Source organism: Agreia sp. Leaf283, assembly GCF_001422485.1.
Lineage (GTDB): Bacteria > Actinomycetota > Actinomycetes > Actinomycetales > Microbacteriaceae > Agreia.
In genome coordinates this window covers 103452-126713 of sequence record NZ_LMNF01000001.1, presented here as the reverse complement: position 1 = coordinate 126713, position 23262 = coordinate 103452, and the positions used below count along the sequence as shown (strand labels likewise).

Below are 23262 nucleotides of genomic sequence, written 5' to 3'. Positions count from 1 at the left end.
TCAGCCCAGCCGGGCCTCGATGAACCGATAGTCCACCGCAGAGGGCAGGGCGGCGTTGTGACCCTCGCCGTTGTACTCCACGCCGCTGCCGCGCATATAGAGGTAGCGCTTGGCGCTGCCGGCCGGAATCTCGAGCCGGGCGAGCGGCTCGCCCGCGTCGGTGAACTCCGTGCGCACGGTGCGCCCCTCGAGGGGCCCGTCCGTGAGTTTCGCGGTATAGCTTCCGTATTCTGTCGATGCCATGGTGCATCCTCTCCTTTGAGGGTCGGCTTCCATCTTCCTCGCCGGAGCGACATCCGCAAGGGCTCCCCGCCGCTTCCCGAGCAACCGCACAATTAGGCAATCAGGGTAAAGAGGTGTGTATGGTGTGGCAGACGGGCCTGCAGTGCCCGACGAATCCCGCCGAAGACGCTTACCCGAGATTGTCGCGAGTGGTTCGAATCTCTATTTCCTGCTGAGGAGCACCGTGCCAGGCCCGAAAAAGCTCGTGATCGTCGAGTCCCCGACCAAGGTCAAGTCCATCGCCCAGTATCTCGGCGACGGCTTCGAGGTGCAGGCGTCCGTCGGTCACATCCGCGACCTCATCGAGCCCAAGAACCTGCCCGCCGAGCTGAAGACCGGCTCGCTCGGCAAGTTCTCCGTCGACGTCGAGAAGGGCTTCGCGCCCTACTACGTGGTCAGCGACGCCAAGAAGAAGACCGTCGCCGAGCTGAAGAAAGCCCTGGCCGGCGCCAGCGAGCTCTACCTCGCAACTGATGAAGACCGCGAGGGCGAGGCCATCGCGTGGCACCTCCTCGAGGTGCTGAAGCCCAAGGTTCCCGTGCACCGCATGGTGTTCCACGAGATCACCCGCGAGGCGATCGAGAAGGCGCGCGACAACACCCGCCAGATCGACGGCGCGCTCGTCGACGCGCAGGAGACCCGCCGCATCCTCGACCGTCTCTACGGCTACGAGGTCTCGCCGGTCCTCTGGCGCAAGATCGGTCCGGGCCTCTCCGCCGGCCGGGTGCAGTCGGCGGCGACACGGCTCGTCGTCGAGCGCGAGCGGGAGCGCCTGGCGTTCACGGCCGCCGGATACTGGGACCTCACCGCCCAGCTCTCGCCCGAACTCGAACAGCTGTCTACGTCGGAGGGCTTCGAGTCGCGGCTCGCCCGCGTCAACGGGGAACGCATCGCCTCCGGTCGAGACTTCGACGAGAACGGCAAGCTCAAGTCGAAGGCCGTCGCCCTCGATGAGGCCGGCGCCAAGGCGCTTGCGGCGGCCCTGGCCGCCCCCGGAGTGAACATCACCGTCGCGTCGGTCGATTCGAAGCCCTACACGCGTCGACCCGCCGCGCCCTTCACCACCTCCACGTTGCAGCAGGAGGCCTCGCGCAAGCTCCGCTTCTCGGCCCGGCAGACCATGAGCGTCGCCCAGTCGCTCTATGAGAACGGGTACATCACCTATATGCGAACCGACTCTCCGTCGTTGTCGCAGCAGGCGCTGAACGCCGCACGCTCGCAGGCCAAGTCGCTGTACGGCGCAGAGACCGTTCCCGACAAGCCGCGCCTCTACGCGGGCAAGGGCAAGAACGCGCAGGAAGCCCACGAGGCGATCCGGCCCGCCGGCGAGACGTTCCGCACGCCCACGCAGTTGTCGTCGACGCTGCGCGGCAACGACTTCAAGCTCTACGACCTCATCTGGAAGCGCACGGTCGCGTCGCAGATGGCCGATGCGAAAGGTGTGACGGCATCCGTCACCATCGCTGCGGGGCCGACCGCCGTCGAGGGCATGACCGAGCCCGCGCTCGCGGAGTTCACGGCCAGCGGAACGGTCATCACCTTCCGTGGCTTCCTGCACGCCTACGAAGAGGGCCAAGACGAAGACCGCAACGGTCCGGCCGAGCCCGCCGAGGCCAAGCTGCCGCCGCTCAAGGAGGGCCAGCTGCTGCGCGCCGTGTCGGTCGACGCCGCGGGCCACGAGACCTCGCCGCCCCCGCGCTACACCGAGGCGAGCCTGGTGAAGACGCTCGACGAGCTCGGCATCGGACGCCCCTCCACCTATGCGTCGATCATCTCGACCATCATCGACCGGGGCTACGTCACACCGCGAGGCCAGGCGCTCGTGCCGAGCTGGATCGCGTTCTCCGTCGTGCGCCTGCTCGAGGACTATTTCGGCGACCTCGTGAACTACGACTTCACGGCGACGCTCGAGAACGACCTCGACCGCATCGCCGGTGGAGAGGAAGACAGAGTCGACTGGCTCAACGGCTTCTACTTCGGCAACGAGGGCCACCGCGGCCTGCGCAACGTCATCGACAACCTCGGCGACATCGATGCGCGCACGGTCAACTCGGTCGTCATCGCGCCCGACATCACCCTCCGCATCGGCAAGTACGGCCCGTACCTCGAAGTGCGCGAAGAGGGCGCCGCAGAAGACGCGGTGCCCCGCCGCGTCAACATCCCCGCGGAGCTCGCCCCCGACGAGCTGACCGAGACCAAGGCCCGCGAACTCATCGACGCCCCCGTGGTCGTCGACCGTGTCATCGGCGTCAACCCCGAGACCGGCAAGAACGTCGTGGCGAAAGACGGGCGATTCGGTCCCTATGTGACCGAGGTCGACCCCGAGCCGGAGACACCCGTCGAGGTCGCCGCAGCCGCCGAGCCGGCTCCGGTGGCGCCCGCCGACGGAACGGCGAAGAAGGCCCCCGCCCGCAAGCCCGCGGCCAAGAAGAGCACAGCGCCCAAGCCGCGCACCGCCTCGCTGTTCAAGTCGATGGACCTGGCCACGATCGACATCGAGACGGCTCTGCGCCTGCTCGACCTGCCGCGCATCGTCGGCGACGACCCGGAGTCGGGCGAACCGATCACCGCCCAGAACGGCAAGTTCGGTCCCTACCTGAAGAAGGGTGCAGACACCCGCTCCATCACCAGCGAAGACATGATCTTCGAGATCGACCTGCCGGGTGCCCTCGAGCTGTTCGCCCAGCCGAAGTACGGGGCCCGCCGTGCCTCGTCGGCCCTCAAGGAGTTCGAGGCCGACCCCGAGAGCGGCAAGCCGATCCGAATCAAGGACGGCCGCTTCGGCGCCTACGTGACGGATGGCGTCACCAACGCGACCATCCCGAAGGGCGAGACCGTCGAAGAGGTCGACTTCGAGCGGGCGGTGCAGCTGCTGGCAGACAAGCGCGCCAAGGGGCCGGCAGCCCCGCGCAAGACGGCCGCGAAGAAGGCGCCCGCCAAGAAGGCTCCGGTGAAGAAGACCGTGGCCAAGAAGGCTCCGGTGAAGAAGGCCGCCGCGCCGAAGGTCGCCGGTCAGACCGCGGAATCGACGACGGCCGCCAAGCCGGCCGTGCGCAAGACCCCTGTGAAGAAGGCCCCCGTGAAGAAGGCCGCGCCGACGACGTGACCTCGCCCGGACTCTTCATCACTCTCGAGGGCGGCGACGGCTCGGGAAAATCGACTCAGGCGGCGCTTCTCGAGGCGTGGCTGGTGGGCGAGCACCGCACCGTGGTGCGAACCCGCGAACCGGGCGGCACCGATTTCGGCACCGAGGTGCGCGAGATCGTGCTGCACAGCCGCGGCGACATCAGTCCCCGGGCCGAGGCGCTCCTCTACGCGGCCGATCGTGCGCACCACATCAGCACCAAGGTGCGACCGGCGCTCGACCGCGGCGACGTCGTCATCCAGGACAGGTACCTCGACTCGTCTGTCGCCTACCAGGGCGCAGGGCGCGTGCTCGACTCAGCCGAGATCAGGCACCTGTCGCTCTGGGCGGCCGAGGGTCTGCTTCCCGACCTCACGATTCTGCTCGACCTCGACGAGACCGAGGCGCGCCGCCGACTCGACGGCGCACGCACCCGATTCGACAGACTCGAGAACGAGAAGAGCGAGTTCCACGCCAGGGTGCGGGCGGCGTTCCTCGATCTCGCGGCCAAGGAGCCCGATCGATTCCTCGTGCTCGACGCATCGCTGCCCGCCGAGACTCTCGCCGCCCGCATCCGCGGTGTCGTCGAGCCGCTGCTGTCCCGGCATCCTGCGGGAACGGACGCATCCTGAGGGCTGTGTCGCCGGCGGCGGGTAGGTTGTCGGTATGACCGTGTGGGACGACTTGACAGGCCAGGACGATGCGATCGCCATCTTCCGGGCCGCCGCAGATCCCGCGAACTCGGGTGACGCCATGACCCACTCCTGGCTCATCACCGGCCCTCCGGGGTCAGGTCGCTCGAACCTCGCCTACGCCTTCGCTGCCGCGCTGCTCAGCCGGCATGGCGCCGACGGAGACCCGGCCACCACCCGCCAGGTCGATGCGCGCACGCATCCCGACCTGGCCGTGCTCACGACCGAGCGCGTCATCATCTCGATCGACGAGGTGCGCAAGCTCGTCTCGAGCTCCCAGTTCTCTCCATCTGTCGGTCGCTACAGGGTCATGGTCATCGAAGACGCAGACCGCATGGTCGAACGCACGAGCAACGTGCTGCTGAAGGCTCTCGAGGAGCCACCCGAGCGAACCGTGTGGATCCTCTGCGCGCCCAGCGAGGCCGACCTCATCCCCACCATCCGGTCGCGGGTGCGCTCGGTGCGCCTTCGCGTGCCGCGGGTCGACGAGGTCGCCGCCCTCATCCAGAGGCGCGACGGGGTCGATGCGCACACCGCAGAGCGCGCCGCGCGCGAGGCGCAGAGCCACATCGGCATGGCACACCGGCTGGCCACGAACGACGAGGCGCGCGCCCGACGCGACGAGACCCTGAGTCTGGCGCTCGGCATCCAGAACGTGCCGCAGGCCGTGGTGGCCGCGGCCCGGCTCATGGAGATCGCCGGCGACGACGCCAAGGCGATCACGCTCGAGCGAGACGCCGAAGAACGCGAGAGCACCCTGAGGTCGATGGGGGTCGAGGCGGGCCAGGCCGTTCCGCCCGCCCTGCGCTCGCAGATCAAGACGCTCGAAGACGACCAGAAGCGGCGGGCGACTCGCAGCCTGCGCGACGGGCTCGACCGCATCCTCGTCGACCTGATGTCGCTCTACCGTGACATCCTGCTCGTTCAGCTGCAGTCCGAGCTTCCGACCATCAACTCCGCCATCCAGTCGCGTCTCGACGAGGTCGCGGCCGCCAGCGATCCCGCCGACACCCTCGCGGTGCTCGACGCGTTCGCCGTGGCGCGCCGGCGCATCTCCGCCAACGTCGCCCCCGCGCTCGCACTCGAGGCCGCCCTCATCACCACGACCCGCCAACGAAGGACAACCCCGTGACAGCCCACACTCCGCGCCGCAGGCGACGGTCCGTCTCTCTCGCCGTGGCCGCGCTCGCGGTGGCCGTTCTCGTCTCCGGGTGCTCGACGTGGTTCGTCGATCGCTCGTCGTCGGGTGGCAGCGACAGGCCGGTCGCCGAGTCGACTCCTGCCGCCGAAGACGTCGCCGCCGAGCTCCGGCCGTTCTACGACCAGGTGCTCAGCTGGACCGATTGCGGAGGCGGGTTCCAGTGCGCAGAGGCCACTGCCCCGCTCGACTGGCAGAGCCCGTCGACCTCCGAGATCAAACTGGCGCTCGTCAAGCATCCGGCCAGTGGTCCGGGGGAGCGACTCGGCTCCCTTCTCGTCAACCCCGGCGGCCCGGGCGGCTCCGGCTACGACTTCGTGAAAGACAGCCTCAGCTTCGCGGTGAGCGACACCCTGCAGGCGCAATACGACGTGGTCGGATTCGATCCTCGCGGCGTCGGGCGCTCCTCGGCCATCAGCTGCCTCACCGACTCCGAGATGGACTCCTATCTCTACGATGTGCTCCCCGGCGAGCGGGGCTCTCAGCAGTGGCTCGACGCCTACACCGCCTCGTCCACGCAGTTCGCCGCCTCGTGCGAGAAGAACAGCCCCGAGCTGCTCGGGCACGTCGACACCGTCAGTGCGGCCCGCGACCTCGACCTGCTCCGCGCCACCCTCGGCGACAGCAAACTCAACTACCTCGGCTACTCCTACGGAACGTTCCTCGGCTCGACCTACGCCGATCTCTACCCGCAGAAGGTCGGCAGGCTCGTGCTCGACGGAGCCCTCGACCCGACGTCGAGCAACTTCGATGTGAGCGTGGGGCAGGCCGTCGGTTTCGAGAACGCGATGAAGGCCTACATGGCCGATTGCCTCACGAAGTCCTCCTGCCCGTTCGACGGGTCCGTCGACGACGGTATGGCGAAGATCGGCGATCTCCTGGCGCAGGTCGACGCCAGCCCGATTCGTGCCGGCGACGGGCGGCAGCTCGGATCGTCGAGCCTGCTCACCGCCATCATCTACCCGCTCTACGACGCCACCGCATGGGACTTCCTGAGCGACATGTTCTCCGACGTCATGGCGGGCAACGCCGATTACGCCATGCAGTTCGCCGACGGCTACAACGGACGCAACCCCGACGGCACGTACTCCGACAACTCGACCGAGGCCTTCACGGCGATCAACTGCCTCGACTACCAGTACACGAACGACCCGGCCGTCGTGCAGAAGCAGAACGCCGACCTCGTCGCGGCCGCTCCCACCATCGGACCGTGGTGGAGCTACGGCGACATCTCGTGCGACGTCTGGCCCGACAAGTCCACCCGCACTCCTCACGCCGTGACGGCGCAGGGCGCGGCGCCGATCATCGTCGTGGGCACCACCGGCGACCCGGCCACACCCTATGCCTGGGCAGAGGGCCTCGCAGGTCAGCTGTCGAGCGGCCAGCTGGTCACGTTCGTCGGTGAGGGGCACACGGCCTACGGCTCGTCGAGCTGTGTGAAGGGGGTCGTCGACGCGTACTTCATCAGCGGCACCGTGCCGGCGTCCGATCCGCGGTGCACGAGCTGACGATGGCCGAGACAGCCCAGGCCGAGGGCGTGGGGCTTCGCGAACGCAAGAGGCGGGCCACGAGCCGCACGATCCAGTTCACCGTTCTCGAACTGGCGGTGGAGCGCGGCCTCGACCAGGTGACGGTCGAGGAGATCAGTCGCGTCGCGAACATCTCGCCTCGCACCTTCTTCAACTACTTCCCCTCGAAAGAGGCGGCGATGGTCGGAGACAACCCGCTCGAGCTGCCGTCGGGCCTGATCGATTCGTTCGTCGACGGCTCCGCCGGGGCAGACCTCGTCGACAGCCTGCTCGACCTCATGCAGCACATGGCGCTCATCGCAACGGGAGACCGCGAGCTGCACCAGCTGCGCCGTCAGGTTCTGCGCAGCTATCCCGAGCTGTTCATCATCAAGGTCGCCGGCATGCACAGCTTCGAGACCGTGCTGGCCGAGGCCGTCGAGCGACGACTCGATGCCGAAGGCGAGGGCCAGGATGCGATCGGCTCGCGCCTCGCGCAGGCCCGGCTCACGGCCCTGGTCGCCATCGCCGCCCTCCGACACGCTGTCACCTCGTGGGCAGAGGGGGCCGACGACGAGTCTCTCTCGGAGAAGCTCACCGAGTCGTTCTCCCTGCTGCGACGGGTGCTCTGAGCCGTGTCGGCAAACACCGCGAACATCGGCTAGGATTTGTTGCTGTGCCGTTCGCTGTGAAATGCGATGGCCAGGCCGCCTTAGCTCAGTCGGTAGAGCGATTCACTCGTAATGAATAGGTCATCAGTTCGATTCTGATAGGCGGCCCCATCCTGAGAAGGCCCGGAACCTCCGGGTCTTCTCGCGTTAAGTGCCCGACTTCGAAGGAGAATCGTGTCCACTCCATTCCGCTGGGGAATCCTCGGCACCGGCTGGATCGCCGAGATGTTCGTCACCGATCTGCGGGCCACGGGTATCGAGGTCACTGCCGTGGGGTCGCGCAGCCAGCAATCGGCGGATGCGTTCGGCTCGCGCTTCGACATCCCCTCGCGCCACGCGAGCTATGAGGCCCTGGTCGCGGATCCCGAGGTCGACGCCGTCTACGTCGCGACGCCGCATCCAATGCACGCGGCCAACGCGCTCCTCGCGATCGCGGCAGGCAAGCACGTGCTGGTCGAGAAGCCGTTCACCCTCAACGCGGCCGAAGCGGCCGAGGTCGCAGAGGCCGCGCGTCGCGCCGGAGTGGTCGTGATCGAGGCCATGTGGACCAGGTTCCTGCCGTCGATGGTGCGCATCCGCGACATCATCGCCGCCGGCACGCTGGGCGAGGTGCGAACGCTCATCGCCGACCACGACCAGTTGCTGCCGTCCGACCCGGAGCACCGCATCAACAACCCCGCCCTGGGCGGCGGCGCCCTGCTCGACCTGGGCGTCTACCCGGTCTCGTTCGCGGTCGACCTGTTCGGCGCTCCGGTCGCGGTCACCGCGAAGGGCGACAAGACGGCCACAGGAGTCGACCGACAGGTGGCGCTGATCCTCGAGCACGACGGCGGTGCGATCTCCGTGCTGCACACCGCGCTCGACACGCAGGGAGCCAACACGGCCACCGTCGTCGGAACCGAGGGACGGATCGAGATCGACTCGGTCTGGTACGAGCAGACGAGCTTCACCGTCTACGCGGGCAAGGGCAGCGAGGTCGTGGAGCGCTACGACGAGACCGTCGTCTCGCGCGGCATGCAGTTCCAGGCGTGGGAGCTCGAGCGCGTGGTCGCGGAGAGGCGCGGCGAGAGCGAGCTGCTTCCGCTCGACGAGAGCGTCGCGGTCATGGCCGTTCTCGACGAGGCGCGCCGCCAGGTAGGCGTCGTCTACCCGGGGGAGTAGCACCGCCCGACCAGCACCGCCCGACCAGCACCGCCCGACCAGCACCGCCCGACCAGCACCGCCCGACCAGCACCGCCCGACCGGGCTCCTCCGGCCCGGGTTAGCATGGAACGATGTCCGAGACTCCTGCAACGACGCCGCGCGTCACCCCGCTGAGCGGTCTCGTGGGTCGCGCCCGTCGGCATCCGAGGGTTTTCGCGATCACCGCCGCAGCAGCCGTACTGATCGTGCTCGGCGGCGGCGGGCTCCTGGCCGGGGCGGCCGTCGGCGCGCCCGAAGCCGATGTCGCGGCCCGCGTCGCGCCACTTCCCAGCGCCAGCACGTCCAGCTCCGCGACATCGACATCGACATCGACGCCCACCCCGACGCCGACGGCGCGCCCTGTGCCCGCCGCCGTGCCCGCCGCCCAACCGGTGCGCACCTGCTCGATCGCCGAGGCGGCATCCGATTCGCGTCTCGGCACGTTCTCCGGCAGCGTGCGCAACGCGACCACCGGTGAGATCCTCTACGACCACGCCGGAGGAACATACTCCCGCACGGCCAGCGTCATGAAGGTGCTCACCAGCGCGGCGGCCCTGGCCGTGCTCGGCCCCGACTATCGCGCGAGCACCTCCGTCGTCGCTGGAACAGAGCCCGGCCAGGTCGTGCTGGTCGGCGGCGGAGACATCACCCTCGCCAGCGGCTCGTCGAACATCTACCCCGGCTCGACCAGCATGCTCGACCTCGCGGCGCAGGTGAACGCCTCGCTGGGCGGTGCGCCGGTCACCTCGATCGTGCTCGATTCCTCTGCGTTCTCCGGCGACGCGTGGCAGCCCTCCTGGAACCGCAAGGAACTCTTCGACGGATGGTCGAGCGAGGTGACGGCGCTGCAGGTCGATGGCGATCGGGCTGACCCGTCGAGCAGCCAGTCGGCCCGCAGCGAAGACCCGATCGGGCGCGCGGGCGCGGCATTCGCGAGCGCCCTCGGCGCGACGGGCGCATCCATCAGCCAGGGCGTGGCGCCCGCGGGCACGGCGACGCTCGGCCAGGTGCAGTCGGCGCCGGTGTCGACGATGGTGCAGGACGCGCTCCTGCGATCCGACAACACCGAGGCCGAGATGCTGGCCCGCCTCACGGCGATCGCGCAGGGCTCGGGCAACTCCTTCTCGTCGCTGGCCACGTCCACGCCCGCGGCGCTCGCGAGCTACGGTCTCGACACCGCCGGGCTCGTCATCGTCGACGGCTCGGGCCTCTCCGACGACAACGGGGTATCGCCCAACTTCCTGACCGCGCTGTTCGCGAAGATCGCCGCCCGGGAGGGCAACCTCGGCATCATCGCCGATGGACTGCCCGTGGCGGGCGAGAGCGGCACCCTCGCCGGCCGCTTCACCGGGTCGAATTCGGATGCTGCGGGTCGCGTGATCGCGAAGACCGGGTGGATAGACACCGGCTACACCCTGTCGGGCATCATCACCGCGGCAGACGGATCGATCCTGACCTTCGCCTTCTTCGCGCTCGACAACGTGTCGGACAGCTCGAAGCAGGCTCTCGACACGGTGACGGCCGCGGCCTATCGTTGCGGGAACAACCTGTCGAATCAGTGACCCGCGTGTGCTCTAGACTCAATTGGTAAGCCGGCTGACTAATTCGACCGGCTGAGACCGGTAGCCAGTGAGAGAGAGTGAGACGGCATGGGCCGCGCGCTGTTCATCATCGACGTGCAGAACGACTTCACCGAGGGCGGCGCCCTGGGCGTCGAAGGCGGTGAGGCCGTGGCGGCCGGGGTCTCGGAGCTGCTTGCCGCGCATCGCGGCGCCTACGACATGGTCTTCGCCTCGCGCGACTGGCATGACGCAGACAACGACAACGGCGGCCATTTCGCCACGGCCGAGGCACCTGACTTCGTCGACAGCTGGCCCGTGCACTGCGTCGCCGGAACGTTCGGCGCCGAGTACCACGACGACCTCACGACCAAGTCGATCGACTTCCACATCCGCAAGGGCCAGGGCAAGCCGGCCTACTCGATCTTCGAGGGGACAGCGGAGGAGGGCGGATCGGTCGTCGAACTGCTCGACACCCACGGCATCACCCAGATCGACATCGCCGGTCTCGCGACGGACTACTGCGTGCGCGCCTCCGCGCTCGACGCGCTGGAGCATGGACGCGACGTGCGTATCATCACCGACCTGGTGGCCGGCGTCGCGCCCGAGTCGAGCCGCGAGGCTCTGGCGGAGATGGCCCGCGCCGGCGCCGACCTCGTGCTCGCCGCGCAAGTCGAAGGCTAGCCGTGCGCGTGCCCCGGTGGCTGAGGATCCTCCTCCCCGCCGTTCTGATTCTCGTGTGGCTGACCGCCGCGTCGATCGGTGGCCCGTACTTCGGCCGTATCGACGAGGTCTCGAGCAATGACCAGACCTCTTTCCTGCCCGCCAGCGCCGACGCGACCAAGGTGAGCGCGCTGCAGAAGCAGTTCACCGACTCCGACGCCATCCCCGCGATCATCGTGTTCCGCACCGACGACGGGGCCGAGCTCACCGACGAGCAGCGCACGGGCATCCAGAACCAGATCGACGGGATCGCGACCATGTCAGGGGTCGCCGACGACATCTCGCCGGCGATTCCGTCGGAAGACGGGCAGGCCGTCGAGGTCTTCGTGCCCATCGATGCCTCGGGCGAGGTGGGCGACACCGTCGACTCGATGCGCTCCTATCTGCTGCGCGAGGGCTCGATCGAGGGCGTGACCGCCTTCGTCACCGGGCCGGCGGGCTTCACCGCCGACATCGGCGACGCGTTCGCGGGGATCGACGGCATCCTGCTGCTGACCGCCCTCGGCGCCGTCTTCATCATCCTCTTCATCGTCTACAGGTCGCCTCTGCTGCCGTTCCTGGTGCTGGGCACCTCGCTCTTCGCGCTGACGACGAGCCTGCTCACGGTCTGGTGGCTCGCGAAAGCGGACATCTTCACGCTGAACGGCCAGGTGCAGGGCATCCTGTTCATCCTTGTGATCGGCGCCGCCACCGACTATTCGCTGCTCTACGTCTCGCGCTACAAGGAGGCGCTGCGCACCCACGAGAAGCGGTGGGATGCGACGTGGGCGGCCCTGCGCGTGTCGCTCGAGCCTATTCTCGCGTCGGGCGGAACGGTCATCGCGGGTCTCCTCTGCCTGCTCTTCTCCGACCTCAACTCGAACAAGGCGCTCGGCCCCGTCTCGGCCGTGGGTGTCGCCTTCAGCGTGCTCGCGTCGCTCACGCTGCTTCCGGCCCTGCTGCTGGCCTGCGGCCGTGCGTCGTTCTGGCCGCTGCGTCCGAAGTACACGGCACCGGATGGGGCGGCGCCGCGCGCAGGGGCAGAGCACACCCGCCACGGTTTCGGCCCGCACGAGGCCGCCCATGGCGCGCCCAAGGGCTTCTGGGCGAGGCTCGAGGCCTTCATTGCTTGGCGGCCCAGAACTATCTGGATCGTCACCACGGTCGTGCTGCTCGCGGCTGGAACTGGAGTGCTGCAGCTCCAGGCCAGCGGCGTTCCCCAGAGCGATCTCATCCTCGGCCAGTCCGAGGCGCGCGATGGTCAGGAGGCCCTCGGTGAGCACTTCCCTGGCGGTTCGGGAAGCCCGGCGCTGATCGTCGCGCCCGAGGCCGACCTGGCCGACGTCGCATCCACCGTTCTCTCGACCGACGGGGTGACCTCGCTCACGGTCACCAGTGCGAACTCGCCCTCGGGGTCTGCCGTCGTCGACGCCGAGGGGTCGCTGTCGGCCCCGGGTGGCGCGCAGACGCTCATCGCCGTGGCGCCGACGGTCGTCGACGGCGACGTGCTGCTGCAGGCGACTCTCTCCGACGCGGCCGATTCCGATGCCGCGAAGGACACGGTGCGCGAGCTGCGGTCGGCGCTGGCCGACACGACGTCCGGCGCACTCGTCGGAGGAGTCACGGCCACCGCCATCGACTCGGACACGGCCAGCGTGCACGACCGCAACACGATCATCCCCATCGTGCTCGTGGTCATCCTGCTCATCCTGATGCTGCTGCTGAGGTCGATCCTGGCTCCGGTGCTGCTGGTGCTCAGCGTGGTCGTCTCGTTCGCGGCTGCACTCGGTGTCTCCGCGCTCGTATTCAACCATCTCTTCCAGTTCCCCGGCGCCGACCCCTCGGTGCCCCTTTTCGGATTCGTCTTCCTCGTGGCGCTGGGCATCGACTACAACATCTTCTTGATGACCCGCGTGCGGGAGGAGTCGATCGCGCACGGAACACGGCCCGGCATCCTGCGCGGCCTCACGGTGACGGGCGGGGTCATCACCTCGGCGGGAATCGTGCTGGCCGCGACGTTCTCGGCACTCGGGGTCATTCCCGTGCTCTTCCTGGCCCAGATCGCCTTCATCGTGGCCTTCGGCGTGCTGCTCGACACACTGCTCGTGAGGTCGCTGCTGGTGCCCGCGCTGGCCTACGACCTGGGCCGGGTCATCTGGTGGCCGAGTAAGCTGGCGAAGGCGCCCCAGGGCGTCGACACACCATCTCGCTAGAGCTCAGCAGTACGGAGAATCATGACAACGACGTCCGAATCCTCGCTTCTCGCCTCGGTGCCGAACCAGCTCTACATCGGTGGGCGCTGGGTCGACGCCGAGGGCGGTCGCACCATCGACGTCGACGACCCGGCGACGGGCGAGACGATCCGCACGATCGCCGATGCCGGCCCGGCCGACGGCATCCGGGCCCTGGATGCAGCTGTCGCGGCCCAGGCCGAGTGGGCGGCCACGGCTCCGCGGGTGCGCGGTGAGATCCTGCGCCGGGCATTCGACATGCTGCAGGAGCGCAAGGCGGAGTTCGCCCTGCTGATGACCCTCGAGATGGGCAAGCCGCTGGCCGAGGCCGCCGGAGAGGTCGCCTACGGGGGAGAGTTCCTGCGCTGGTTCAGCGAAGAGGCGGTGCGCATCTCGGGTCGTTACGGGCAGAACCCCGAGGGCACGGGAACGATGGTCGTGTCGCAGCGACCCGTGGGCCCCTGCTTCCTGATCACCCCCTGGAACTTCCCGCTCGCCATGGCGACACGCAAGATCGCGCCGGCCCTCGCGGCAGGTTGCACGGTGGTGGTCAAGCCGGCCGAGCTCACGCCCCTCACGACGCTCTTCTTCGCGAAGCTGCTCGAAGACGCGGGCCTGCCCGCCGGCGTGCTCAACGTGATCACCACGTCGACGTCGGGCGAGGTCTCGGAACCGATCATCAGCGATCCTCGGCTGCGCAAGCTCAGCTTCACGGGGTCGACGGGCGTCGGTCAGAAGCTCATCGCCCAGTCGGCCGCCAACGTGCTGCGCACCTCGATGGAGCTCGGAGGCAACGCCCCGTTCGTCGTCTTCGACGACGCCGACCTCGACAAGGCCGTCGACGGGGCGATGCTCGCGAAGTTCCGCAACATCGGTCAGGCGTGCACTGCTGCCAACCGCTTCATCGTGCACTCCGCGGTCGCCGACGAGTTCGCCCGGCGCATCGCCGACCGCGTGAAGGCCCTCTCGATCGGGCGCGGCACCGAGCAGGGAGTCGACATCGGCCCGCTCATCAACGACAAGGCCGTCGACAAGGCCGACTCCCTGGTGCAGGACGCCGTCTCACGGGGCGCCGAGCTGGTCACCGGCGGCAAGCGCGTCGACGGCCCCGGCAGCTTCTACGAGCCCACCGTCGTCTCCGGGGTCGCCGCCGGCAGCGACATCCTGCGCGAGGAGATCTTCGGCCCCGTCGTGTCGATCGTGACCTTCGACGACGAGGACGAGGGCGTGCGGCTCGCCAACGACACCCAGTACGGCCTTGTGAGCTACGTCTTCACCTCCGACCTGGCCCGCGGCCAGCGCATGATCGAACGCCTCGAGACCGGCATGATGGGCCTCAATGTGGGCGTCGTGTCGAACGCGGCGGCGCCCTTCGGCGGCGTCAAGCAGTCGGGCCTCGGCCGCGAGGGCGGGCTCGAGGGAATCCACGAGTACCTGTCGACGAAGTACACGCTCATCCCGAACGCGTAGATCCCCGTTCCCTGAGCTTGTCGAAGGGCCATTCCCGCGTAGGAAACCGTTCCCTGAGCTTGTCGAAGGGCGATTCCCGCGGGCTGATTTCCCTTCGACAGGCTCAGGGAACGACAGGCTCAGAGAGAGGCCGCGTCACACCAGCAGCTGGTGCTTCGCCAGGTCCTTGTACAGCGGCGTCGACACGACGAGCTCGGAGTGCGTTCCCACTCCGACGACCCGACCGTGCTCGAGCACCACGATCTGATCGGAGTCGACGACCGTCGACAGCCGGTGCGCGATCACGATGAGCGTGCGGTTCTCCGCGACAGCGTCGATGGCCTCGCGCAGCATCTGCTCGTTGAGGCCGTCGAGGCTCGACGTCGATTCGTCGAGCAGCAGGATGGGCGGGGCCGCGAGAAGGGCCCGGGCGATGGCCAGCCGCTGGCGTTCGCCGCCCGAGAGCATCACGCCGTCCTCGCCGACGGCGGCGTCGAGCCCGTTGTCGTTGCGGTCGAGCACCTCGCCGAGGTTCACGGCGTGCAGCACCTCGATGCACTGCGCATCGGTGGCGTCGGGAGACGCGAGCAGCAGGTTCTGACGGATCGTGCCGGCGAGCACGGGCGCGTCCTGCTCGACGTATCCGATCTGCGACCGCAGCGTCTCGCGGTCGATCGCCTTGAGGTCGATTCCGCCGAGGCGCACGGTGCCCGAGGTCGGATCGTAGAAGCGCTCGATGAGCGCCAGCATGGTGCTCTTGCCGGCTCCAGACGGGCCGACGAGCGCCGTGCGCTGACCCTGGCGGGCCGCGAAGCTCACGCCGTGCAGAACACCGGATGCCATGGGCCCGCCCGCGGGCACGTCGGCATCGTCGACGGGCGCGCCGGCATACGCGAAGTGCACGTCGTCGAACTCGAGAGCGACTCCGTCGGATGCGATGGGCGGAGCCGAGGTGCGAGCGATGTCGGCGTCGAACTGCGTCTCCACCGGCAGATCGATGATCTCCTGGATGCGGCCGAGGGCGCCGAGCGCCTGGTTCACGGAGTTGAGCGCGCCGAACGCTTGGCCGAGCGGCATGATCATCATGAACAGGAAGAGGATGAACGAGATCAGGCTGGCGATGGTGATCGAGCCGTCCGCGACGCGGAAGCCGCCCACGCCGAGCACGACCAGCAGCGACACCTGCAGAGCAATACCGGCGATGGGCACGACGAGGGCCGAGATCTTCGCGACCCGCACTCCCATGTCGAACGCGCCCCGCGCATCCGTTTCGATGGCCGCGATCTCGCGGTCGGTGGCGTTCGACGCGCGCACCGTGCGGATGGCGCCGAGCGAGCGCTCGACCGATGCCGCGAGGTCGCCGACCTTCTCCTGCTGCTTGCGGCTGGCGGTGCGCACGCGGCCCGAGATGAGAACGACGGTGACAACGGAGACGGCGATGACCGCGACGGTGAGGCCGAGCAGCACGGGATCGATGATGAGCATGGCGATCAAAGCGCCGAAGAACACGAGCGAGCCGCCGATGGCATCGACGAGACCCTGGGTGATGACGGCGTAGAGCAGCGTGGTGTCGCTGCCGACGCGGCTCACGAGGTCGCCCGTCCTGCGCACGTCGAACTCGCGGATCGGCAGGCGCAGCATACGGCGCACCAGCTGGCGGCGGGCCGACAGCACGACTGCCGTACCCGTGCGCTGCAGCAGGTAGTGCTGGAACCCGCTGATGAGACCGGAGACGACCACGAGGACCACCAGCGCGGTGACGAGCGTTCCCAGTGGATCGCCGGCCTGAACCACGGTGATGACCTGGCTCACCAGCAGGGGCTGGGCCAGGCTGGCGGCCGCGCCCAGAATGCTGAGCACGATGACGACACCGAGGATCGGTCGGTGCTCGGAGAGATAGGGCAGCAGCTGGCTGAACTTCGCGCGGGGGCCGTCTTCGGGCTTCGGCGATCGGCCCAGTCGGCGTCGTGGCTGCGTGCTGGTGCTCATGCGGATCTTTCTACTGCGGGAAGAGGGGAGTGCGATGCGCCGCACGGTCGGTCGAGCCGAGTGCGCGTGCCTCTCACAATTGTGCACCGCGTGCGCGCGATGCGGGTCACCGCGTGGTGACGACGACCGCGGGGGTGTCGACCGCGGGGGTGTCGATCGACGACGCCGGGGGCGAGACCGGGGGAGCGAGCAGAAGGGCCGCGAGCATCAGGCCGCCGAGACCGGATGCGAGAAGCCAGGCGCGGATCGCCCGTCGGGGCTCGTCGCCTCGCCAGGAACCGGCGTTGCGCCACGGCGTGCCCGCGTGAATCGACATGTCCTCACCATATGCCTCGAGCCTGCGAACTGCCGCACAGTGCAGGGCACTGGCGGCGGTTCGCAGGCTCGTGGATGCGTGCGGTGACGCGGGTCAGGAGACGTTCGACTCGTAGTCGACGTCCTTCGTCTCCTTGCTCGCGATGAGGGCAACCAGCGTGATCACGGCCGCGGCGCTGAGGTACAGGCCGACCAGCCACGTGCTGCCGTCGGCGATGGTCCACAACCAGACGGCGATGAACGGGGCGACAGCCGCACCGAGGATGCTCGCGACGTTGTAGCTGATGGCCGAGCCGGTGTAGCGAACGTTGGTCGGGAACAGCTCCGGCAGGATCGATCCCATCGGGCCGAAGGTGAGCCCCATCAGCGTGAAGCCGATGATGAGCAGGGCCATGACACCCACGAAGCCGCCGCCGAAGAGCGGTACGAAGAGCAGGCCGAACACGATGATGCCCACCGTGACCCAGATGAGGGTCTTGCGGCGACCGAACTTCTCGGCGAGGGGACCGGCGACCAGCGTGAAGATTCCGAAGAACACGACGCCGATGATCAGCATCACGAGGAAGTCGTTACGGGGGTAGCCGAGGCCCGCGACGAACGTGTCGGCCGAGAACGGCTTGCCCGCCTTCTCGGCCGCGGCCTGGCCGGCTTCGACTGTCGCGGGGGTCGTACCGAAGGTGAGGGTGAAGGTGGTCATCAGGTAGAACAGCACGTAGGTGGCCAGCATGATGAACGTGCCGAGGATGAGCGGCCACCAGCTGGTCTTGAAGACGCGGGCGAGGGGGAGCTTGGCGACCTCGCCCTTCTCGACCACCTTCTGGAAGGCGGGGGTCTCGATGAGCTTGAAGCGCACGTAGAGGCCGACGGCGACGAGCAGGGCGCTGCCGAGGAACGGGATACGCCAGCCCCAGGCGGCGAAGTCCTCGGCGCTGAGTCCGAGTGACAGCCAGAGGAACACGCCGTTGGCGACGATGAAGCCGATGGGGGCGCCCAGCTGGGGGAACGTGCCGTAGATGGCGCGCTTGCCCTTCGGGGCGTTCTCGGTCGCGAGCAGCGCCGCGCCGCTCCACTCGCCGCCGAGGCCGAGGCCCTGGCAGAAGCGGAGGATGACGAGGAACGTCGGGGCGAGCACGATCCAGCCGTCCGCACTCGCGGTGGGCAGGCATCCGATCAGCACCGTCGCGATACCCATGGTGAGCAGCGAGGCCACGAGCGTGCCCTTGCGGCCGATCCTGTCGCCGAAGTGGCCGAAGATGATCGAGCCGATGGGTCGTGCCACGAACGCGGCGCCGAAGGCGGCGAACGAGCTCAGCAGCGCGGTGGTGTCGTCGGCGTTCGGAAAGAAGAGCTTCGGGAAGACGAGCACGGCCGCTGTGGCATAGACGTAGAAGTCGTAGAACTCGATCGACGTGCCGATGAGGCTGGCGAGGATGACGCGCGAGCGCGGATTGGTCTTGGGCGCGGGCGCTGTTGCGGCCGGGGCTGCGGATGACATGAGCGGGCTTTCGGTGAGTGCGTGGAGACGCGATGACGAGAGCGCATCGGCATGACGCCGGGAGTGGCAACGTTGTTCGTCGGTCCCCACGAGCGTCATCGATGCGAAAAGTGTCGGCGCCGGTTCTGCGCCCCGACAACCATACGCGCGAATCGGGCGCGGCACGCCCCCTGCGGGGGTCATTCCCGCAGCGGCATACGTAAGCGGTTCACCTACAATGGTGCCGAACGCGTCCGACGGTGGCCGTTCAGGATGGACAGCCATGCCCCGCGTCTTCGTCGTCGGTTCCCTCAACATCGACTCGGTCGTCGAGGTCGAGAGACACCCCCGACCTGGCGAAACGCTCATGGGCGGCGACGTGGCCACCTTCTTCGGAGGAAAGGGAGCGAACCAGGCCGTAGCAGCCGCGGCGGCGGGCGCACAGGTCCTCTTCATCGGTCGTGTCGGCGACGACGCGGGCGGGCACGACTACATCGCGCGGCTCCGCGCTCGCGGGATCGACGCGAGCGGGGTCGCGGTGACAGAGGGCTCGACCACCGGGCATGCGATGATCGCCCTCGACGCGCAGGCCGAGAACACCATCATCGTGTCGCCGGGCGCCAACGCCCGTCTCACCACCGATGACCTTCGTCCCCTCGAGTCCGTCGAACCGGGCGACGTGCTTCTCGCGCCCCTGGAGTCCGACCTCGAGGTGATCGCCGAGGCGGCGCGCATGGCGCACTCGCGTGGCGCCAGGGTGGTGCTCAATCTCGCTCCGTTCGCGGAGATCCCCGTCGAGATCCTCGCGCTCGCCGACCCGGTGGTCGTGAACGAGCACGAGGCGCAGCAGCTCGAGAGCTCCGGGGTGTCGCCCGAGTCGCTGCTGGTCACGCTCGGCTCGGCCGGCTCGCGCTGGGGCTCCATCGAGGTCGCCGCCGCCCGGGTCGATCGCGTGGTCGACACCACGGGCGCGGGCGACAGCTACTGCGGCACGCTGGCCGCGGGCCTCGCGGCCGGCCTGGATGCGCGCGCCGCCATGCAGGCCGCGAGTGACGCGGCGGGTCGCGCCGTCGAGTGGGTCGGCGCGCAGCCCGACTGACGGCTCAGCGGCGTTCCAGCATGATCTTGCGGATCGCCTGGGCGGTCGCGAGGGCGGCCTCGGCAGCCTCGGCCCCCTTGTCCTCCTTCGAGTCGGGCAGCCCTGCACGGTCGAGTCCCTGCTTCTCGTCGTCGAGCGTGAGAACGCCGAAGCCGATCGGCTTGCCCGTCTGGATGCTCACGTGGGTGAGGCCGGAGGTCGCGGCATCCGACACGTACTCGAAGTGCGGCGTGCCGCCGCGGATGATCACGCCGAGCGCCACGACGGCGTCTGCTCCTGCCTCGAGCGCGGCCTTCGCGACCACGGGCAGTTCGAAGCTGCCCGGAACCCGCACCTCGCTGACCTCGGCGCCTGACGCGTCGAGAACCCGGTGCGCGCCGGCGAGGAGGCCGTTCGTGATGGTCTCGTGCCAGAGGCCGGCGACGATCGTGATCTTCAGGCCGTCGCCGTCGGTGTTGAGAGTGGGGGATCCTGCACCGCTCATGATGTGGGCCTTTCGTCGGGGGTTGTGGGGGAGAGCTGGTCGCGAGTGACCCACTCGGGAATGACATGGCCCATGCGCGACGCCTTCGCGGTGAGGTACCCGGCGTTCGCCGCGTCAACGCCGACGATGAGGGGCACCCGTTCGGCGACGGTCACGCCGTGCTGCTCGAGCTGGCTCACCTTATCCGGGTTGTTCGTGAGCAGCCGAACCGATCGGATGCCGAGATCGGCCAGGATGGCGACCGCGGCCCCGTAGTCGCGGGCGTCGGCGGGAAGCCCGAGAGCGAGGTTGGCGTCGAGGGTGTCGAGGCCGTCCTCCTGCAGTCGATAGGCCCGGAGCTTGTTCAGCAGACCGATGCCCCGCCCCTCGTGGCCGCGGAGGTAGATGACCACGCCGCCCGTGGCGTGCACCTGGTCGAGGGCCTCCTGCAGCTGGGGGCCGCATTCGCACTTGAGCGACCCGAACGCCTCGCCGGTCAGGCACTCCGAGTGCACGCGCACGACGGCGGCGGCGGATGCGGGATCGCCCGAGACGAGGGCCAGGTGCTCGTAGCCGGTGACGGTGTCGTGGTAGGCCCTGATCCTGAAGTCTCCGTGCACGGTCGGAACCGTGGTCTCGACCTCGAAGGTCACGCGCAGCGGCTCGCTCGCGACCTCGGGAGCCGTGACGATGGCCTCGGGCGGTGTTCCGGCGAGCCGGGCCGCCGCATCCACGCCGTCGAGGTAGTCGATGAGAGCAGCGATCGTGGTGACGGGCAGCCCGGCTTCCGCCCCGAGCTCGAGCAGGCCGGGCAGGCGCATCATCTCGCCGTCGTCGGCGACGATCTCGCCGATCACGCCCACCGGCGTGAGGCCGGCCAGCGTCAGCAGGTCGACGGTCGCCTCGGTGTGGCCCGGTCGCACGCGCACTCCGCCAGAGACGGCACGCACCGGCAGCACGTGGCCTGGCCGGATGAAGCTCTGCGGGGTCGACGTCGGGTCGGCGAGGCGACGGAACGTCTCCGCCCTGTCGGTGGCGCTGATCCCCGTCGTGATGCCCGACGACGCGTCGACCGTGACCGTGTAGTCGGTGCGCAACGAATCCTCGTTGCGCTCGACCATGCGCGGAAGCCCCAGTCTGTCGCTCGTCTCCGCCGTCATCGGTGCGCACAGGAACCCGGAGGTGTGCCGCACCATCCAGGCGATCCACTCGGGAGACGCATGCTCGGCGGCCAGGATCGCGTCGCCCTCGTTCTCGCGGTTCTCCGCGTCGGCCACGATCACGGGTCGACCCTGGCGGAGGGCGTCGAGGACCTCGGTCATCGGCGAGAGAGAAGTCGGTGAAGACGGCGTGGCGGTCATGAGCGGGCTCCGAACGAGAGGAGGCGTTCCACGTGCCGGGCGAGGATGTCGGTCTCGATGTTGACCCGGTCGCCCGGCGAGAGCGTTCCCAGGGTCGTGGCCGACAGGGTCTCGGGAATGAGCGACACCTCGAACCAGTCGCCCTCGTCGTCGTGTCCGACGGCCGAGACGGTGAGCGAGACGCCGGAGACCGCGATCGATCCCTTGTCGACGACGAGACGGGCGTTCTCGCGCGAGAGGCGGAACCGGAGCACGCTCCATGCGTCGCCGGGGGAGACCGAGAGAACGGTCGCCGTGCCGTCGATGTGCCCCTGCACGATATGGCCGCCGAGCCTGTCTCCCACCAGTGCCGCGCGCTCGAGGTTCACCTCGGAACCCTCCACGAGCGAGCCGATGGTCGACATGGCCAACGTCTGCGCCATCACGTCGGCGGTGAAGGTGTCGTCGACGCGATCGACGACGGTCAGACAGACGCCGCTGACCGAGATGGAGTCCCCGTGGCGGGCGTCGGAGACGGACAGGGGGCCGCGGACGGTCAGGCGCAGTGCGTCGCTCGAGGCGACGACCGCCGTGATCGTTCCGCGTTCTTCGATGATTCCGGTGAACATGTCAGTCGTCTTCCTTCGGTGTGGCGGAGTCTGTGCGGGCGGAGTCCGCCTCGGGGGAGTTCTGGGGGCGGGCGACGAGCAGCACGTCGTCGCCGAGTCGCTCGACGTGGGTGAAACTCATGCGGCGCTGCTCGGAGATGGTGTGCACCCCGATGTCGGTCACCGCGGTCGCGGGTCCGCCCAGCAGCGCGGGCGCGACGTAGACGAGCACCTCGTCTGCGAGACCCGCGGCGAGAAAAGCGCTCGCGAGGGTCGGGCCGCCCTCGACGAACACATGGCGCACGTGGCGCTCGGCGAGCGAGGCGAGAAGCCCCGGCAGGTCGCGATGCGGGTACTCGATGACGCCGGCCGGATGCGCGAGGACGCGCGATTCGCGCGGCACCGCACGGCGTCCGACGATCACGGGGATCGGCTGCTCGGGCAGCTCACGGCCTTCGGCGTCACGCGCCGTCAGGCCGGGGTCGTCGGCAAGCACGGTGCCGGTGCCGACCGCGATGACGCCCGCCTCGGCGCGCCGCCGATGCACATCGGCTCGGGCGGCAGGTCCCGTGATCCACTGGCTGGTGCCGTCGGCCGCGGCCGCGCGGCCGTCGAGACTGGATGCCCATTTGACGGTCACGAAGGACGTGCCGCGTCGCATCGCGGTGAGCCAGGGCAGGATGTTCTCGGTGGCCTCGGCGCCGAGGAGTCCCTCGTCGACGTCGATGCCGGCGTCGCGGAGGCGCTGGCCGCCCCCGGCCGATGAGACGCCCGGATCTGCGACGGCGTAGACGACCCGGCCGATACCGGCCGCGATGAGCGCCTCGCTGCACGGGCCGGTGGTGCCGGTGTGGTTGCACGGCTCGAGCGTCACCACCGCTGTCGCGCCGTGGGCGAGCGAGCGGTCGGCCAGGGCGTCGAGCGCGGCGACCTCGGCGTGCGCCGTGCCCTGCCCGCGATGCCAGCCTTCGGCGATCACCAGGCCCGACGCATCCAGAATCACGCAGCCGACCCGGGGATTCGCACCGTTGGCCGGGCCGCGCCGCGACAGCTCGATCGCACGGCGCATCGCGTCGGCTTCGTGTCGCTGCCTGGTCATCCGGTCTCCGTCTGGTCGACGCATTCCGGGGCCCCGTCGCGTGATCGACGAGTTCGCCGCCCGACAAAGTCGCGCGTGCGCGATCGTTCGGGTGGCGCGTGCATCCTCTCATCCGGACTTTGGAGGCCACCAGCTCGCCTCGTTACCGTCGGTCCTGGAGTTCCACCAGGTCAACCGCAGAGTGTTCGCTCCCCCAGAGGAGAGCGCGTCGACTGCGGCTCGCGGACTATCACCGCCGGTTCGGAATTCCACCGACCCCGGAGCACGTAGTGCTTGT

The 23262-nt window shown here is 68.9% G+C and carries 19 protein-coding genes, 1 tRNA gene and 1 riboswitch; of the genes, 12 read left to right on the top strand and 8 right to left on the bottom strand.

Features of this window, described 5'->3' with window-relative positions; genetic code table 11:
* Nucleotides 1-243 carry a hypothetical protein gene (locus ASF51_RS00565; RefSeq protein WP_055923751.1) on the bottom strand — a complete coding sequence of 81 codons (243 nt, stop codon included), beginning with the start codon at nt 241-243 and terminating at the stop codon, nt 1-3.
* Nucleotides 244-466: 223 nt separating this feature from the next.
* Here ASF51_RS00565 and topA point away from each other — a divergent pair, with 223 nt between their 5' ends.
* From topA to ASF51_RS00510, 11 genes are all read left to right on the top strand, one after another.
* Nucleotides 467-3388 (top strand): type I DNA topoisomerase, encoded by a 2922-nt coding sequence (gene topA / locus ASF51_RS00560; RefSeq protein WP_055923748.1) that lies wholly within the window; start codon nt 467-469, stop codon nt 3386-3388.
* Nucleotides 3385-4038, top strand: a complete 654-nt coding sequence (gene tmk, locus ASF51_RS00555) for a dTMP kinase (RefSeq protein WP_055923745.1) — start codon at nt 3385-3387, stop codon at nt 4036-4038. Before topA ends, tmk begins: the two co-directional genes overlap by 4 nt.
* A 34-nt stretch (nt 4039-4072) precedes the next feature.
* The gene (locus tag ASF51_RS00550) at nt 4073-5230 is read left to right on the top strand and encodes a DNA polymerase III subunit delta' (RefSeq protein ID WP_055923742.1); all 1158 of its coding nucleotides are present in this window, start codon (nt 4073-4075) and stop codon (nt 5228-5230) included.
* The gene (locus tag ASF51_RS00545) at nt 5227-6804 is read left to right on the top strand and encodes an alpha/beta hydrolase (protein WP_055923739.1); all 1578 of its coding nucleotides are present in this window, start codon (nt 5227-5229) and stop codon (nt 6802-6804) included. The genes ASF51_RS00550 and ASF51_RS00545 overlap by 4 nt, the downstream gene beginning before the upstream one ends.
* Before the next feature lie 2 nt (nt 6805-6806).
* On the top strand, nt 6807-7436 hold the full coding sequence (locus tag ASF51_RS00540; RefSeq protein ID WP_055923736.1) for a TetR family transcriptional regulator: 630 nt from the start codon (nt 6807-6809) through the stop codon (nt 7434-7436).
* Between the two features lie 74 nt (nt 7437-7510).
* Nucleotides 7511-7586, top strand: a tRNA-Thr gene (locus ASF51_RS00535).
* A gap of 114 nt (nt 7587-7700) precedes the next feature.
* On the top strand, nt 7701-8636 hold the full coding sequence (locus ASF51_RS00530) for a Gfo/Idh/MocA family protein (RefSeq protein WP_200926102.1): 936 nt from the start codon (nt 7701-7703) through the stop codon (nt 8634-8636).
* A 113-nt stretch (nt 8637-8749) separates the two neighbouring features.
* A complete protein-coding gene (gene dacB / locus ASF51_RS00525) occupies nt 8750-10219 on the top strand; it encodes a D-alanyl-D-alanine carboxypeptidase/D-alanyl-D-alanine-endopeptidase (protein WP_055923729.1) in 1470 nt (489 codons plus the stop codon).
* A gap of 87 nt (nt 10220-10306) precedes the next feature.
* Nucleotides 10307-10900: an isochorismatase family protein gene (locus ASF51_RS00520; protein WP_055923725.1), complete on the top strand. Its 594-nt coding sequence runs from the start codon at nt 10307-10309 to the stop codon at nt 10898-10900.
* Between the two features lie 8 nt (nt 10901-10908).
* Complete coding sequence (locus ASF51_RS00515) at nt 10909-13131, top strand: efflux RND transporter permease subunit (RefSeq protein WP_200926069.1); 2223 nt, start codon at nt 10909-10911, stop codon at nt 13129-13131.
* 21 nt (nt 13132-13152) lie between these two features.
* The gene (locus ASF51_RS00510) at nt 13153-14619 is read left to right on the top strand and encodes an NAD-dependent succinate-semialdehyde dehydrogenase (RefSeq protein ID WP_055923719.1); all 1467 of its coding nucleotides are present in this window, start codon (nt 13153-13155) and stop codon (nt 14617-14619) included.
* A 135-nt stretch (nt 14620-14754) separates the two neighbouring features.
* On the opposite strand, the gene ASF51_RS00505 is transcribed toward ASF51_RS00510, so the two are convergent.
* The 3 genes from ASF51_RS00505 to ASF51_RS00495 all read right to left on the bottom strand — a co-directional run bounded on the left by ASF51_RS00505 (nt 14755) and on the right by ASF51_RS00495 (nt 18397).
* Nucleotides 14755-16587, bottom strand: coding sequence for an ABC transporter ATP-binding protein (locus tag ASF51_RS00505; protein ID WP_055923715.1), 1833 nt, complete (start codon nt 16585-16587; stop codon nt 14755-14757).
* A 106-nt stretch (nt 16588-16693) separates the two neighbouring features.
* Nucleotides 16694-16903 (bottom strand): hypothetical protein, encoded by a 210-nt coding sequence (locus tag ASF51_RS00500; RefSeq protein ID WP_055923712.1) that lies wholly within the window; start codon nt 16901-16903, stop codon nt 16694-16696.
* Nucleotides 16904-16996: 93 nt separating this feature from the next.
* Nucleotides 16997-18397: an MFS transporter gene (locus ASF51_RS00495; protein WP_055923709.1), complete on the bottom strand. Its 1401-nt coding sequence runs from the start codon at nt 18395-18397 to the stop codon at nt 16997-16999.
* Between the two features lie 262 nt (nt 18398-18659).
* On the opposite strand from ASF51_RS00495, the gene ASF51_RS00490 reads away from it, so the two are divergent.
* The gene (locus ASF51_RS00490; protein ID WP_055923706.1) at nt 18660-19475 is read left to right on the top strand and encodes a ribokinase; all 816 of its coding nucleotides are present in this window, start codon (nt 18660-18662) and stop codon (nt 19473-19475) included.
* A 4-nt stretch (nt 19476-19479) separates the two neighbouring features.
* Here the strand turns inward: ASF51_RS00490 and ribH are convergent, their stop codons facing one another.
* Genes ribH through ribD form a run of 4 tightly spaced genes read right to left on the bottom strand, consistent with a single transcriptional unit; the run spans nt 19480 to nt 22985 of the window.
* A complete protein-coding gene (ribH, locus tag ASF51_RS00485) occupies nt 19480-19959 on the bottom strand; it encodes a 6,7-dimethyl-8-ribityllumazine synthase (protein ID WP_055923703.1) in 480 nt (159 codons plus the stop codon).
* Nucleotides 19956-21260, bottom strand: coding sequence for a GTP cyclohydrolase II (ribA, locus tag ASF51_RS00480; protein ID WP_200926068.1), 1305 nt, complete (start codon nt 21258-21260; stop codon nt 19956-19958). The genes ribH and ribA overlap by 4 nt, the downstream gene beginning before the upstream one ends.
* Nucleotides 21261-21295: 35 nt before the next feature.
* Nucleotides 21296-21907 carry a riboflavin synthase gene (locus tag ASF51_RS00475; RefSeq protein ID WP_055923697.1) on the bottom strand — a complete coding sequence of 204 codons (612 nt, stop codon included), beginning with the start codon at nt 21905-21907 and terminating at the stop codon, nt 21296-21298.
* Nucleotide 21908: 1 nt separating this feature from the next.
* Nucleotides 21909-22985: a bifunctional diaminohydroxyphosphoribosylaminopyrimidine deaminase/5-amino-6-(5-phosphoribosylamino)uracil reductase RibD gene (gene ribD, locus ASF51_RS00470; RefSeq protein ID WP_055923694.1), complete on the bottom strand. Its 1077-nt coding sequence runs from the start codon at nt 22983-22985 to the stop codon at nt 21909-21911.
* Between the two features lie 95 nt (nt 22986-23080).
* Nucleotides 23081-23254, bottom strand: a riboswitch (FMN riboswitch).
* Nucleotides 23255-23262 lie beyond the last annotated feature (8 nt).